Source organism: Microbacterium oleivorans (assembly GCF_001691565.1).
Taxonomy (GTDB): domain Bacteria; phylum Actinomycetota; class Actinomycetes; order Actinomycetales; family Microbacteriaceae; genus Microbacterium; species Microbacterium oleivorans_B.
The window spans coordinates 201103-214618 of record NZ_MAYO01000003.1; the positions used below are offsets into that span (position 1 = coordinate 201103).

Consider the following 13516-nt stretch of genomic DNA (forward strand, 5'->3'; position numbering starts at 1 on the left):
CGATTCCGCCGAGAGCGCACGGGCGCGAGGCCGGGGTGCAAGAGCCGCCGCCTAGGATGAGAGGGTGACCTCGACACCTGCCGGGCCGGCCACGTCCACCCCTCCGAATCCCGTCCGTCGCACGATCGCCATCACCGTCGGCGTGTTGGTTGTGCTGGTGATCGCGTTCTTCGCGTTCGCCAACCTCTACACCGACTGGCAGTGGTACCGGCAGCTCGGATTCGACAGCGTCCTCGTGACGCAGTGGACCGCGCGCGTCGTCATGTTCGTCATCGGGTTCCTCGCGATGGCCGCCCCCGTGTTCGCCGCCATCCAGCTGGCCTACCGCCTGCGTCCCGTGTACGCCCGGCTGAGTTCGCAGCTCGACCACTATCAAGAGGTCGTCGAGCCCCTCCGTCGCCTGGCGATGTGGGGCATCCCGGTGTTCTTCGGCTTCTTCGCCGGCTTCGCCGCGTCGGCGCAGTGGGAGACCGTGTGGCTCTGGGCCAACGGCGTCTCGACGGGTCAGAAGGACCCGCAGTTCGGCCTCGACACCGGCTTCTATCTCTTCCAGATGCCGTTCTACAGCATCGTGCTCGGCTTCGTGTCGGCCGTCCTGCTGATCTGCCTGCTCGTGACCGTGGTCGTCGCGTACCTCTACGGCTCCGTCCGCGTCGGCCAGCGGGAACTCCGCATCTCGAAGGCCGCGCGCATCCAGCTCGCGGTCGTCGCGGCCCTCTACCTCGCCGTCCAGGCGGTCAGCCTGTGGTTCGACCGGTACAAGACGCTCACGACGCAGGGCGATCGCTTCACCGGTGCCAGCTACGTCGACGTGAACGCGGTCATCCCGGGACTCGCGATCGTCTCCATCGCCGCGGCCATCGTCGCCGCACTGTTCGTCGTGACGGCCGTCATCGGCCGTTGGCGCTTCCCGCTCATCGGAACCGGGCTCCTCATCGTCTCCTCGCTCGTCGTAGGAGTCGCGTACCCGTGGGCGGTCAGCCAGTTCCAGGTTGCGCCGAACCTCGAGACCTACGAGGCGCCGTACGTCGATCGCAACCTCAGCGCGACGAAGTTCGCGTACGGGATCGACGGGCTCGAGAAGACCGAGTACGAAGCCGTCACCACTGCCGAGAAGGGCCAGCTCCGCGCCGATGCGGAGACGACTGCCTCGCTGCGCATCATGGACCCCGCCATCATCGGTCCCACGGTCCGCCAGCTCGAGCAGTACCGGTCGTACTACCAGTTCCAGAACCCGCTCGACGTGGACCGCTACCAGATCGACGGCGAGACCCAGGATGCCGTCGTGTCCGTGCGCGAGCTGAACCTCGACCAGCTGGGGAATGCGCAGTCCTGGTACAACAACACCCTCGTCTACACGCACGGCTACGGAGTCGTCGCGGCGAAGGGCAACGACCGCACGGCCGACGGCGACCCCGTCTTCCTCGAGCGCGGCATCCCCACGTCGGGCTCTCTGACGGATGAGTCGAAGTACGAGCCCCGCATCTACTTCGGCGAATCGTCCCCGACCTACTCGATCGTCGGCGCCCCCAAGGGGAGCGAGCCCGTGGAGCTCGACTACCCCCGTGGCGAGGACGGCGCCGGTCAGACCCGGACCACCTTCACCGGCGACGGCGGACCCAACATCGGGAACCCGTTCAACCGGCTCCTGTACGCACTCAAGTTCCAGTCCACCGACATTCTCTTCTCGGACGGGATCAACGACAACTCGCAGATCCTCTACGACCGGAACCCGCGGGACCGAGTCCAGAAGGTGGCGCCGTACCTCGAGCTCGACAGCGACCCGTACCCGAGCGTCGTGGACGGACGCGTCGTGTGGATCATCGACGGCTACACCCTCAGCAACAACTACCCCTACTCGTCGATCGTCAGTCTTCGGAATGCGATCTCCGACACGACGAACACCCAGCCGCGGGTCGCCCTCGACGACATCAACTACATGCGCAACTCCGTCAAGGCGACGGTCGACGCCTACGACGGGTCGGTGAAGCTGTACGCGTGGGACGAGACGGACCCGCTGCTCCAGGCGTGGCAGAAGGTCTACCCGTCGACGCTCCGACCGATCAGCGAGATGTCCGGCGACCTCATGAGTCACGTGCGGTATCCGACCGACCTGTTCAAGGTGCAGCGCGCGATGCTCGGCACCTACCACGTCGACGATGCGCAGTCCTTCATCCGCCGCGACAACGCGTGGCGCACGCCGCAGGACCCGGTGACGCAGTCGAACCTGCAGCCGCCGTACTACCTGACGATGAAGATGCCAGGCCAGCCGGATCCGACCTACTCGATGTTCACGTCGTTCATTCCCGCCGCTGAAGGCGACCAGGAACGCAACGTGCTGATGGGGTACCTCGCCGTCGATGCGAATGCGGGCAGCACGAAGGGGGAGAAGAACCCCGACTACGGCAAGCTCCGGATGCTGGAGATCAGTGCCGACGTCTCGGTTCCGGGTCCCGGCCAGGTCCAGAACACGTTCAGCTCGAACGAGACGATCGCGCAACAGGTGAACCTCTTGCGCCAGGGCCAGTCCGAAGTACGAAACGGCAACCTGCTGACGCTGCCCGTCGGTGGCGGCCTGCTGTACGTCCAGCCGATCTTCGTGCAGGCGTCGAGTGGAACCCAGCTCCCCGCCCTGCGGAAGATCCTGGTCGCCTTCGGCGACGAGGTCGCCTTCGAGGACACGCTGCAGGAGGCGCTCGACAAGCTGTTCGGTGGCGATTCGGGTGCGACGACCGGTGACGAGGGAACCGCGCCGAGTCCGGCACCCTCGGGATCCCCGACCGCGACTCCGACCGAGACCCCCGGCGGTGGTGACAACACGCCGCCGTCGGCGGGCACGGGCGATGAGACTGCCCGTCTCCTGCAGGAGGCAAGCGAGGTCATGATGGCGCGCGACGCCGCCATGCAGAAGGGCGACTGGGCGACCTACGGTCAGGAAGACGAGAAGCTCACCAACATCATCGACCGGCTGATCCAGCTCGACGGGAACTGACCGCGCGATGATCCTGGTGGGGGCTGTTCAGGACAGGAACAGCCCCCACCAGATCATGAGCAGGGTCACGACGAAGCCGGCGAACTGGTTGAGCCAGAGGAACCGGTCCCAGCCCCGGGTGGCGGTCGCTGCCTCCGCGTCCGACACCGACCGGTACGGCCACACGGTCGCGAGGTAGGGGAGCGCCACGATCGCGGCGAGCGGCCCCGGCCACGTCGTGGCGAGCATCGCCAGGCCCGCTGCCGCGTAGGCCACCAGAGAGAACCGCACCGTCCAGGCGGCCCCGCGGGCCGTCGCGATCGATGAGATGCCCGCCTCGCGATCGGCGACGACGTCCTGCACTGCACCGAAGGCGTGGGAGGCCACGCCCCACAGTGCGAAGGCCACGATGATGAGGGCGAGCTGCGGCGTCCAGGTCGCACCCGTCAGCACGAGCGCGTAGACGGCCGGCGAGGAGAAGTGGATGCTGCTGGTGACCGAGTCGGCGAAGGGCCGCTCCTTGAGGCGCAGCGGAGGCGCGCTGTAGAAGACGACGGCGACCAGGCTGAGGGTCAGGACGACCCACGACAGCGGTGGACCCGAGATGACGAGGAAGACCACGAACGGTGCGCAGAGCACGCCGGATGCCCAGAGCGTCGGCGCGTGCAGGCTCTTTTCGAGGATCGCCCCGTGCGCCCCGCCCTTCCGGGGATTCCGAAGGTCGGATTCGTAGTCGAAGACGTCGTTGATGCCGTACATCGCGACGTTATAGGGGATGAGGAAGAAAATCGTCCCGACGACGAGGAAGACATCGACCTCGCGCGTGCTCAAGAGATACGCCGCCGCGAACGGGAACGCCGTGTTGATCCAGCTGACGGGTCGGGACGAGACGAAGAGCTGGTGCGCGAAGCGGAGCGGCGTCATGCGGCATCCTTCCGTTCGGGAATCAGCGCCGACACGGCGGGAAGGAGGAAGGCGACGCAGAGCGGGTATGCGAAGTCCTCGATGGGGGCCAGGCCGATCCGGATGCCGCTGATGTGCTCCTCGGGATAGGTGAACAGGTCCGCGGCGATCATCGCATTGTCGAACACCGCGGTGAGTGCGAACAGTGCTGCGGCGGTCCACGCCGAGGCGACGAGTCGCTCGCGGCGGCCGGGACGGCCCAGCGAGGCGAGCGTCACTCCGAGCGTGACCACGAGGAACGGGATGAGGATCAGCGGGTAGGTCACGTCGTCTCCGGGCCTCGCGGTCGGCCGCGTGCCGCGCGGACGCGCGTGACGATGGCGTGGATCACGAGGGCGAGGTGGCAGAGGAAAGCGAGGAAGACGGGCTCCTCCAGAGGCAGGTGCGGTGCGAGATCGATCCCGATCAGCAGCGGGCTGTCGCCTCGGACGAAGACGCCCGTCGCGATCCCGACGAGATCCCACACGAGGAGGAACACCGTCCCGCATCCGATCAGGAGGGCGGTGCGGCCCGGTGCGGAACCGAGGGCGAGTCGGTGTCTGAGGTCGACGGCGAGAACGCCGAGCGCCGAGACGATCAGGGCGCCGAGGTAGACACCCGGCATCGTGCTCAGCGCTCCGAAGCGAGAGGCTCGGGCAGTCGTCCTGTGGAGACGTCTCCGTCGAGGAGTTTGACGATGAGTTCGGCCGAGATGAGGCACATGGGCAGCCCGACGCCGGGGAGGACCGTCTGGCCGGCGTACAGCAGCCCGTCGACCTTCGATCGCAGGCCCGGCCGGAACATGGCCGACTGGCGCAGGGTGTGGGCGAGCCCGAGTGCACCGCCGCGGAACGAGCCGAAGTCGGCGGCGAAGTCCCCGGGGGAGATCGTGCGCCGGACGCGCACACGTTCCGCGAGGTCGTTGACGCCGGTCCAGTCGGCGATCTGGGCGATCACGGCGTCCGCGGCGGCCTCGATCGGGGCGTCGCCGGCACCGTCCACGCCGCCGCGACCGAGCTCCGGAGCGGCGGGCATGGGGACGAGGACGAACAGGTTCTCGTGACCGGCGGGTGCGACGTCGTCATCCGTGGCGCTCGGCCGGCACACGTAGAGCGATGCGGGGTCGGGGATCGCGCCGGTGGTGTCCTCGCCGAAGATGGCGTCGAAGTTCGCCTTCCAGTCCTTCGTGAACAGGAGGGTGTGGTGCTCGAGCTCAGGCAGCTCGCCTTCCACTCCGAGCAGGATCAGGAGGGCACCGAACGAGGGGACCCGCTTGTCCCACCAGGCGTCGCTCCGCGAGCGGAGGTCGGGCTCGAGCAGCTCCGTCTCGGTGTGGTGCATGTCGGCCGTGGAGATGACGTGGTCGGCTTCGACGCGGGTGCCGTCGGCGAGGCGGATGCCGGTGGCCACGTCGCCGACGGTGATGATCCGCTCGACCTTGGCCGAGGTCCGGATCACGGCACCGCGTTCCTCGGCCAGGCGGGCGATGGCGCGGATGATCTGCACGAAACCGCCTCGCGGATACAGCACGCCGTCGTCGAGGTCGAGGTGGCTCATGAGGTGGTAGAGGCTCGGAGCGTCGTAGGGCGAGCCGCCGAGGAACACGGCGGGGTAGCCGAGAACCTGCCGGAGGACGGGGTCCGAGAACTGCTTCTCGACGTGGGCCGAGAGGGGGCGCAGCAGGAGCGGCAGCAGCGTGCCGAGCTTGCTGAGGACGTCGGGGTGGGCCAGCCCCTTCAGCGAGACGTAGGGGTCGTAGAGGAACCGGGAGACGGCGAGGTCGTAGATCTCGCCGGCGGAGTCGAGGTAGTCGGCCAGCTTCGCGCCGGCGTCGGGTTCGCGCGCCTCGAAGGCGGCCATGGCGGCATCCCGTCCCGACACCACGTCGAACGGCTCTCGCTCGCCCTCGTGGTAGACCCGGTAGGCCGGGTCGAGCCGCACGAGGTCGAGCTGTTCCGCGGCCGTCGTGCCGAGGAGCGCGAAGAAGTGATCGAAGACCTCGGGCATGAGGTACCAGCTCGGCCCGGTGTCGAACCGGAAGCCGTCCTTCTCCCAGCTGCCTGCGCGGCCGCCGATGTCGTCCAGCGCCTCGAACACGGTCACCTCATCCCCGCGGTCGGCGAGGAGCGCAGCGGTCGCGAGACCGGTGATCCCGCCTCCGATGATGGCGATGCGGCGGGTCATGCGGGGGACCTCCGTGAGGATGCGGGTCGTCTGGCGGGCAGCAAGGTGCGGTGCGCGACGGCGGCGCGGACCGCGATCGCTGCTTTGACGGGGTTCGGGACGCGGACGCGCGTGTCGACGTCCTCGGTCCGGTGCAACCTGTCAGCGAGCGAGGCGAACAGCCCGTGCGCCGTCGCGACGGCGACACGGCAGTCCGCGGGAAGGAGCGGGATCGTCGCCTCCGCGGCATCCAGGTCCGCGTCGATGCGTGCGAGGACCTCGATGCGACGCTCGGCCCCAACGCCCACACCGAGGTAGTCCCGGCCGAGGCGACCGGAGTCGTCCGCGTGGTCGCGGAGGAAGTTGATGTCCTGGAACGCTGCGCCGAGACGGCGTGCGCCCGATACGAGGTCCGGATCGGGGTCCCGCGGTGAGACGCGACCCGCGTTGACGAAGACCTGCAGGCACATCAGTCCGACGACCTCTGCGGAGCCGTACACGTAGTCGTCGTGCGACGCGTCGTCGTGCTCGGCCCGTTCGAGGTCCGTGCGCATCGATGCGAAGAACGGCTCGATGTGCACCTGCGCGATCCCGCACTCCCTCGAGGTGCGGGCGAAGGCGTGCACGACGAGGTTCGCGCTGAAGCCGCGGTCGATCGCCGCGTAGGTCTCCGCCTCGAGCGCGTCGAGGACGCGTCGCTGCTCGTCGAGGGGGACGCCGGCGGCGTCGGCGGCGCCGTCGACGATCTCGTCGGCGACCCGGACCAGCGCATAGACGTTCCGCACATGCCCCCTCACGCGCGGGCCCAGAAGAGTCGTGGCGAGTCCGAAAGATGTGGAGTAGGCGCGGATGACCGATGCCGCCGCTGCCGCTGCGGTCTCGTCGTACAGGGAATCGCTCATCGCGGGATGCGGTCCTCCACAGCGGCGGCGAGCGAAGCGAGGAGGACGACGGCGTCGCGGGGGAGCGCGGCGTCGGCGGCGTGGCTCCGTGCGGAGCGGAGCGTCTCGGCGATCATGTCGACAGCACGCTCCCGTGCTCCGCTGGCGGCGAGCTCGCGCTGCGCCTCGGCGATCGCGATGGGGCCGGTCGGCGCCATCGCCAGGGCGGACGCGATGCGCGGCCACGCCTCGGTCTCAGCGGCCATGGCGATCAGCGGCGTCCGCTTGGACGCGCGGAGGTCGGCGCCTGGCTCACGACCGGCTTCGGCCCGCGAACCGAAGGTCCCGATCAGGTCGTCGGCGAGCTGGAAGGCGACTCCGATCGCGGAGCCCGCGGATTCGAGTGCCGCCCGCTCGTCGTCGCTGGCGCCCGCGAGGAGGGCACCCGCGGCCAGCGGAGCCTGGAAGGAGTAGAAAGCCGTCTTGTCGCGGGCTGTGCGGATCAGGGAGTCCGTGGGCGGGAGGTCGGCGCCGATCGTCTGCTCGACGTCGGCCAGCTCGCCGGCGGCCGAGATGAGGAGCGCGTCGTCGAGGAGGACGAACAGGGCGGCCCGCTGCGGTGCAGTGACCGGGGCGGTGGCGATCAGGCGGGTCGCCTCGAACAGCAGGAGATCCCCGGCGAGGACGGCCGCAGCGGCGCCGAGCAGGTTCGCGTCGTCGGCGTCGCCGCCGCGGGCCAGAGCGCGTTCCCGGAACCGTCCCACGACGTTCGGGATGCCGCGACGCTCGACGTCGCCGTCGATCAGGTCGTCGTGCACCACGAACGCCGCATGCAGGAGTTCGAACGCGGCGGCGACTCGCCAGAGCCCGGGGGAGTGGCCGATGTCGCCACCGAATGCCTGGAATGCGGCGACGACGAGCGCGGGTCGCAGCTGCTTGCCGCCCGTGGCGGAGGCGGCCGTAGCCTCACCGAGGGCGGCCGACGCCTCGCCAAGGGCCGCCGAGCGGATGCGGAGACGCTCGAGAGCGACCTGCAGGGCATCGTCGATCTCGCGTCGTGCGATCGCGGAGAGGGTGATCACGAGGCCCTCCGAACGGTGACCGGGTCTGCCAGATCGAACTGCTGCGCCTGGAGGACGAGCCAGGGGCTGAAGGCCCACGGTGCTGCGGAGACGGAGGCGGCCAAGTCGGCGGGGTCGACCCACCGCGCTTCGGCGACCTCGTCGGGATTGAGGATCGGATCCTCGTCGGCGTAGGCGACGTAGACGGGGCAGATCTCGTTCTCGACGATCCCCGAGGCGTCGACCGCGCGGTAGCGGAAGTCCGGGACGGTCGGCGTGACGTCGCGGATGACCAGGCCGACTTCGTGGGCGGCGCGCCGGTGAACGGCGTCGACGACCGCTTCGCCGGGGCCGGGGTGGCCGCAGAAGGAGTTGGTCCACACGCCCGGCCACGCCGCCTTGCTGAGCGCCCGACGTGTCACGAGGATCTGGCCTCGGGCGTTGTACACGTGGCACGAGAATGCGAAATGGAGGGGCGTGTCGGTACCGTGGACCGTTGCCTTGGGAGCCGTTCCGATGTCGCGGCCGTCGTCATCCATCAAAACGACGTACTCGATGTCAGGCACGATTCCTCCGTAAGTTGCTAGATTATCTAGCTATCATCCGTCATGCTACCTATCGACCCAGGAGGTGTCCAATGGTTGCAGAACCGTGGATCCCGACGACCGAGCGGGAGGCCGTCGTGGTGAACGCCCTCGAGGCGATCCGCGCGTTCTCGGACTCTCTGGATCGAATGTACGCGGGTATGCGCGGTGACATGGACATGAACGCGACCGATCTCGCTGCGTTGCGGATGCTCATCATCCGCGAGCAGCACGGTGAGGTGGTCAAGCCCAACGATCTGGCGACGCACCTCGCGATCTCGACGGCCTCGACCACGAAGCTGCTGGACCGGCTCACTGCGGACGGCTACTTGACGCGCATCCCTCATCCGCACGATCGTCGCGCCCGGATCGTCGTGCTGACCGACGAGGCACGCGTGACGTTCCGTCGCCATTTCGGAGAGCGGCTGCGGCGGATGAGGAGCGCGGCCGACGGATACTCCGATGATGAGCTGCGCACGATCGTGCGCTTCCTGTCCGACATGGAGACGGCGATGCTGCCTCAGTGATCTGCCCGGAATCGAAGAAGGCGCCCCCTCCGGAGAGGGAACGCCTTCTTCTTTTTGTTGCGGGGACAGGATTTGAACCTGCGACCTCTGGGTTATGAGCCCAGCGAGCTACCGAACTGCTCCACCCCGCGGCACAAGAGAAAACACTAGCACGCGATTCGGGGGGACGCGAATCGGGGCGCGGACGGTCCCGGGACTGGGCAGGATGAGGACATGCCTGCGCGAGACCTCGACGTCACCTCGGACGCCCAACCCGACGGTCGGGATGAGACCCGAGACGAGCGGGCGGACCGCAACTGGAACGAGGTCCTGCAGGAGCTGCGCGTGCTCCAAACCGGAACCCAGATCCTCACCGGATTCCTTCTGGCCCTCGCATTCCAGCCATCGTTCGGCGACCTGAACGCGGCCCAGCGCGGGATGTACCTGGTGCTGGTGGCGCTCTCCGCGCTCAGCGCCGTCGTGGCGCTCGCTCCCGTATCGGTGCACCGCTTCCTGTTCGCGCGTCGCGCGAAGCCGGCGATCGTCCGCTTCGGCCACGTCTGCATGCTGGGCGCACTCGGGCTCGTGTCCCTCCTCCTGATCGGCGTCGTCGGCTTCGTGTTCGACGTCGTCGTGGGAGGTGCGGCATCCTGGATCGCGGGTGCCTGTCTCGCGGTCGTCATCGCGGGACTGTGGGTCGTCGCACCCGTGATCGCCCAGCGCCGTTCGGAGAGGACCTCATGACCGTCACGCCCCTCGGCGTCGCCGTGGCCCAGTTCGCTCCGACCGCCGATGAGTCGGCCAACCTCGATGCGATCGCCGACCTCGTCGCGCGTGCGCGTGATCGCGGTGCGGACGTCGTGCTCCTCCCCGAGTACTCGAGCTACTTCGTGGACCCCTTCGACGCCTCGCTGGCCGAGCATGCGCAGGATCTCGGCGGCCCGTTCGTCACCGCGCTGGCGGCGCTGGCTGCCGCGCATGGGGTCCACATCGTCGCAGGGATGGTCGAGCGCGCGGCGTCACCGGGCAGAGTCCGCAACACCGTCGTCGCCGTGGATGCCGGAGGCGTCGTGGCCCGCTACCGCAAGCTCCACCTGTACGACGCCTTCGGACAGCGGGAGTCGGACTGGGTCGAGCCGGGGGACATCGACGTCCCCGAGACCTTCGATCGGGGCGGCATCCGATTCGCCCTGATGACCTGTTACGACCTCCGCTTCCCGGAGGTCGCCCGTGTGCTCGCCGACACCGGCGCGCACGTCGTCCTCGTCGCGGCGGAGTGGGTCCGCGGGCCTCTCAAGGAGGACCACTGGCGGACGTTGCTGCAGGCTCGTGCCATCGAGAACACCCTGTACGTCGCCGGTGCGGACCACCCGCCGCCCCTCGGCGTCGGACACTCGGTCGTCGTCGATCCGCAGGGCGTGCCGGTCGTGCACATCGGGACGGCCACGGACGTCGCGGTGGCTTTCGTGGACCCTCGTGTCGTCGAGCGGGTCCGCCGAGTGAACCCCGCTCTCGCCTTGCGCCGCTATACGGTCGCGGCACGCGAGTGACGCGCGCGGCGTGTGTCAGCGGGTGGATGCCCCCAACCGGCGGGCAGCCTCCGCGATGACGTCCGTCCGCTTGCACGAGGCGAAGCGGACGAGCGTCGCGTAGTCGTCCCGGTGCTCGGACGTCACGAACGCCGTCACGGGGATCGCCACGACGCCGACGCGCGCGGGAAGCTCGCGGCAGAAGTCCGCGGCATCCTCACCCTCGGCGAGCATGGAGCGCACGTCGGCCACCGTGAAGTACGACCCCGCGGGAGTGGCCACGTCGAATCCAGCCGCGACCAGGCCCGCGCCGAGCAGATCGCGCCGTTGGCGTTGGGTCGCCGCGAGATCCTCGAAGTACCGGTCGGGCAGCCCGAGGCCGACAGCGATCGCGGGCTGGAAGGGCGCTGCGTTGACGTACGTGAGGTACTGCTTGACGGCGAGGACGGCGTCGACGAGGTCGGCGGGTCCGCTGATCCAGCCGACCTTCCACCCGGTCGTGCGGAACGTCTTCCCGCCCGACGAGATGGTGAGCGTCCGCTCGGCGGCCCCGGGCAGTGTGGCGATCGGCGTGTGGCGACCGGACATGACCAGGTGCTCGTAGACCTCGTCCGTCACGACGAGCGCGTCGTGCAGATGAGCCAGCCGGACGATCTCCTGGCGGACCTCGGCGGAGAACATCGTTCCGGTCGGGTTGTGGGGATCGTTGACGAGGATGATCCTCGTCCGATCGGTGACGGCCGCCCGGAGGTCGTCCAGGTCCGGCTCCAGACGCGGCCACCGCAGCGGAACCGGAATCAGGCGTGCGCCGGCGAGCGCGACCGCCGCTGCGTAGGAGTCGTAGAACGGTTCGAAGACGACGACGTCGTCGTCGGGCCCGTCGACGAGCGCCAGGATCGCAGCGGTCAGCGCCTCGGTCGCTCCGGCGGTGATGACGATCTCACGGTCGGGGTCGAGGTCCACGCCGTAGAACCGGTGCTGATGATCCGCGACCGCGTCTCGGAGCACCGGCATCCCCCGCCCCGGCGGGTATTGGTTGGCCCCGGTCCGGATCGCGTCGATGGCTGCGTCGAGCACGTCGGCCGGACCGTCCTCGTCCGGGAAACCCTGGCCGAGGTTGATCGCGTCGTGCCGGATCGCAGCGGCCGTGACCTCGGCGAAGATCGTGGGCGCCAGGTCGCCGGTGGGGGACAGGAGGCCTGCCCCGCGAGCCGCGCGTTGCCAAGCTCCGGGTATGTGCAGCACCGGTTCAGCGTATCGCTGCTCGACCCGGATATCCGCTGCACTCCCATAGGCTGATCGGAGGGGTGGCATAGCTGGTCCACAGACTCCGGGAGCACTCTGAAGTCGCCTCGAAAAAGGAGCAGTCCCATGAGCGAATCGAACACCCCCGACCCGAACACGTCCGGCGCGAATGTGCCCCCGCGACCGCCGCTTCCCGACGCCGGCGCGCCCGGATACCAGGGCACCTCCGGTGCCCCCTCGTCGGCCGGGCACCCCTCCGACCAGCCGTGGTACGCCCAGGCTCATCACCAGCAGAGCGCCCACGATGCCGGTCAGCACGCCCCGGGGGCGGCGTTCACCACGCAGCCCCTACCCGGTGAGTCGACGTCGGGACGCCCTCACGATGCGAAGGTGGGTTCGGGCAAGATCGTGGCCGTGCTCGTCGCCGCTGCCATCGTGGGAGCGGTGTCGGGATTGGGCGGCGCGGCGATCGGGAACGACGTCTTCCAGCCGCAGGCGACCGCCGTCGCCCCCAAGGGGTCGACCCAGATCACGGTCAACGACCCCGATCAGGTCAACCAGACCACCGGCATCGCCACCAAGACCCTGCCGAGCGTCGTCACGATCAGCGCCACGTCGTCGAGCGGCGGCGGCACGGGGTCCGGTGTCGTCCTCAGCGAAGACGGCTACGTCGTCACCAACACGCACGTCGTGACTCTGGACGGCGCGAGTTCCGACGCCTCCCTCCGGGTCACGACCTCCGACGGCCGCGTCTTCAACGCGAAGATCGTGGGGACCGATCCCATCTACGACCTCGCCGTCATCAAGCTGACCGACGCGAGCGATCTCACTCCGATCACGTTCGCCGACTCGGCGAAGCTGAACGTCGGCGACACGACGGTTGCCGTGGGCGCACCGCTCGGCCTGTCCAACACGGTGACGACCGGCATCGTCAGCGCGTTGAACCGCTCGATCCAGATCGCTTCCTCCGCCGTCCCCGATTCCGGCGAGCAGGAGCAGGGCCAGGGCCAGAACGGCGAGTCGCCGTTCCAGTTCGACTTCGGGCAGGGGCAGCAGCGCGGGTCGGGCTCGTCGGGCACGATCTCGATCGCGGTCATCCAGACGGATGCCGCCATCAACCCGGGCAACTCCGGTGGCGCACTCGTGGATGACGAGGGAAACCTCATCGGCATCAACGTCGCGATCGCGACCGCGGGCGGCGGGTCGTCCTCGTCGAGCGAGGCGGGCTCCATCGGTGTCGGCTTCTCGATCCCGTCGAATGTCGTCAAGCGCGTCGCCGACGAGATCATCAAGGACGGCAAGGCCACCCACGGTCTGCTCGGCGCGATGGTCGGGAACTCCGCCGACGCGAAGGACAGCACCGTCGCCGGCGCGCTGATCAGCGACGTGACCCCCGGCGGCGCCGCGGCGAAGGCAGGACTCAAGGCCGGCGACGTCGTCACCGAGTTCGACGGAGTGCCGGTCCGCGACGCCACCGACCTGACGGCCCAGGTCCGCGCGCTGGCTGCCGGTAGCTCGGCAGACCTCGTCTACGTCCGCGACGGCAGGTCGCTCAGCGCCGATGTCACGCTGGGCACCCTGAACGACTGATCGCTCCGGCGACACCCCGAGGCACGACCCCATCCCGCGATAGG

13 protein-coding genes and 1 tRNA gene are annotated in these 13516 nt (G+C 68.9%); 5 read left to right on the forward strand and 9 right to left on the reverse strand.

The annotated features are described in order from the left end of the window. The first annotated feature begins 64 nt into the window (after positions 1-64). Positions 65-2992 carry a UPF0182 family protein gene (locus BBA86_RS03640; RefSeq protein ID WP_065570336.1) on the forward strand — a complete coding sequence of 976 codons (2928 nt, stop codon included), beginning with the start codon at positions 65-67 and terminating at the stop codon, positions 2990-2992. Between the two features lie 27 nt (positions 2993-3019). Here the strand turns inward: BBA86_RS03640 and BBA86_RS03645 are convergent, their stop codons facing one another. Genes BBA86_RS03645 through idi form a run of 7 tightly spaced genes read right to left on the reverse strand, consistent with a single transcriptional unit; the run spans position 3020 to position 8584 of the window. After that, positions 3020-3895, reverse strand: coding sequence for a prenyltransferase (locus BBA86_RS03645; RefSeq protein WP_065570337.1), 876 nt, complete (start codon positions 3893-3895; stop codon positions 3020-3022). Further along, positions 3892-4200, reverse strand: coding sequence for a lycopene cyclase domain-containing protein (locus BBA86_RS03650; protein WP_065570338.1), 309 nt, complete (start codon positions 4198-4200; stop codon positions 3892-3894). The genes BBA86_RS03645 and BBA86_RS03650 overlap by 4 nt, the downstream gene beginning before the upstream one ends. After that, positions 4197-4538 (reverse strand): lycopene cyclase domain-containing protein, encoded by a 342-nt coding sequence (locus tag BBA86_RS03655; RefSeq protein ID WP_065570339.1) that lies wholly within the window; start codon positions 4536-4538, stop codon positions 4197-4199. Before BBA86_RS03655 ends, BBA86_RS03650 begins: the two co-directional genes overlap by 4 nt. 5 nt (positions 4539-4543) lie before the next feature. Next, positions 4544-6097 (reverse strand): phytoene desaturase family protein, encoded by a 1554-nt coding sequence (crtI, locus tag BBA86_RS03660; protein ID WP_065570340.1) that lies wholly within the window; start codon positions 6095-6097, stop codon positions 4544-4546. Next, complete coding sequence (locus tag BBA86_RS03665; protein WP_065570341.1) at positions 6094-6978, reverse strand: phytoene/squalene synthase family protein; 885 nt, start codon at positions 6976-6978, stop codon at positions 6094-6096. Before BBA86_RS03665 ends, crtI begins: the two co-directional genes overlap by 4 nt. Further along, positions 6975-8039: a polyprenyl synthetase family protein gene (locus BBA86_RS03670; protein ID WP_065570342.1), complete on the reverse strand. Its 1065-nt coding sequence runs from the start codon at positions 8037-8039 to the stop codon at positions 6975-6977. The genes BBA86_RS03665 and BBA86_RS03670 overlap by 4 nt, the downstream gene beginning before the upstream one ends. Next, positions 8036-8584, reverse strand: coding sequence for an isopentenyl-diphosphate Delta-isomerase (gene idi / locus BBA86_RS03675; protein ID WP_065570343.1), 549 nt, complete (start codon positions 8582-8584; stop codon positions 8036-8038). The genes BBA86_RS03670 and idi overlap by 4 nt, the downstream gene beginning before the upstream one ends. Positions 8585-8655: 71 nt before the next feature. Here idi and BBA86_RS03680 point away from each other — a divergent pair, with 71 nt between their 5' ends. Further along, a complete protein-coding gene (locus tag BBA86_RS03680) occupies positions 8656-9129 on the forward strand; it encodes a MarR family winged helix-turn-helix transcriptional regulator (protein ID WP_065570344.1) in 474 nt (157 codons plus the stop codon). Positions 9130-9186: 57 nt separating this feature from the next. Here the strand turns inward: BBA86_RS03680 and BBA86_RS03685 are convergent. Then, positions 9187-9260: transfer RNA gene (locus BBA86_RS03685), tRNA-Met, on the reverse strand. An 82-nt stretch (positions 9261-9342) separates the two neighbouring features. On the opposite strand from BBA86_RS03685, the gene BBA86_RS03690 reads away from it, so the two are divergent. Together BBA86_RS03690 and BBA86_RS03695 are read left to right on the forward strand one after the other, a co-directional pair. Then, positions 9343-9852, forward strand: coding sequence for a DUF6328 family protein (locus BBA86_RS03690; protein WP_065570345.1), 510 nt, complete (start codon positions 9343-9345; stop codon positions 9850-9852). After that, a complete protein-coding gene (locus BBA86_RS03695; RefSeq protein WP_065570346.1) occupies positions 9849-10658 on the forward strand; it encodes a carbon-nitrogen hydrolase family protein in 810 nt (269 codons plus the stop codon). The genes BBA86_RS03690 and BBA86_RS03695 overlap by 4 nt, the downstream gene beginning before the upstream one ends. Before the next feature lie 15 nt (positions 10659-10673). Here the strand turns inward: BBA86_RS03695 and BBA86_RS03700 are convergent, their stop codons facing one another. Then, positions 10674-11882, reverse strand: coding sequence for an aminotransferase class I/II-fold pyridoxal phosphate-dependent enzyme (locus BBA86_RS03700; RefSeq protein WP_065570347.1), 1209 nt, complete (start codon positions 11880-11882; stop codon positions 10674-10676). Between the two features lie 126 nt (positions 11883-12008). On the opposite strand from BBA86_RS03700, the gene BBA86_RS03705 reads away from it, so the two are divergent. Further along, on the forward strand, positions 12009-13472 hold the full coding sequence (locus tag BBA86_RS03705) for a S1C family serine protease (protein WP_065570348.1): 1464 nt from the start codon (positions 12009-12011) through the stop codon (positions 13470-13472). Positions 13473-13516 lie beyond the last annotated feature (44 nt).

Coding starts and splice junctions, on each gene's coding strand:
- BBA86_RS03645 (WP_065570337.1), bottom strand. CDS start 3,895: ATGACGCCGCTCCGCTTCGCGCACCAGCTCTTCGTCTCGTCCCGACCC.
- BBA86_RS03655 (WP_065570339.1), bottom strand. CDS start 4,538: ATGCCGGGTGTCTACCTCGGCGCCCTGATCGTCTCGGCGCTCGGCGTT.
- crtI (WP_065570340.1), bottom strand. CDS start 6,097: ATGACCCGCCGCATCGCCATCATCGGAGGCGGGATCACCGGTCTCGCG.
- BBA86_RS03665 (WP_065570341.1), bottom strand. CDS start 6,978: ATGAGCGATTCCCTGTACGACGAGACCGCAGCGGCAGCGGCGGCATCG.
- BBA86_RS03680 (WP_065570344.1), top strand. CDS start 8,656: ATGGTTGCAGAACCGTGGATCCCGACGACCGAGCGGGAGGCCGTCGTG.
- BBA86_RS03690 (WP_065570345.1), top strand. CDS start 9,343: ATGCCTGCGCGAGACCTCGACGTCACCTCGGACGCCCAACCCGACGGT.
- BBA86_RS03695 (WP_065570346.1), top strand. CDS start 9,849: ATGACCGTCACGCCCCTCGGCGTCGCCGTGGCCCAGTTCGCTCCGACC.
- BBA86_RS03705 (WP_065570348.1), top strand. CDS start 12,009: ATGAGCGAATCGAACACCCCCGACCCGAACACGTCCGGCGCGAATGTG.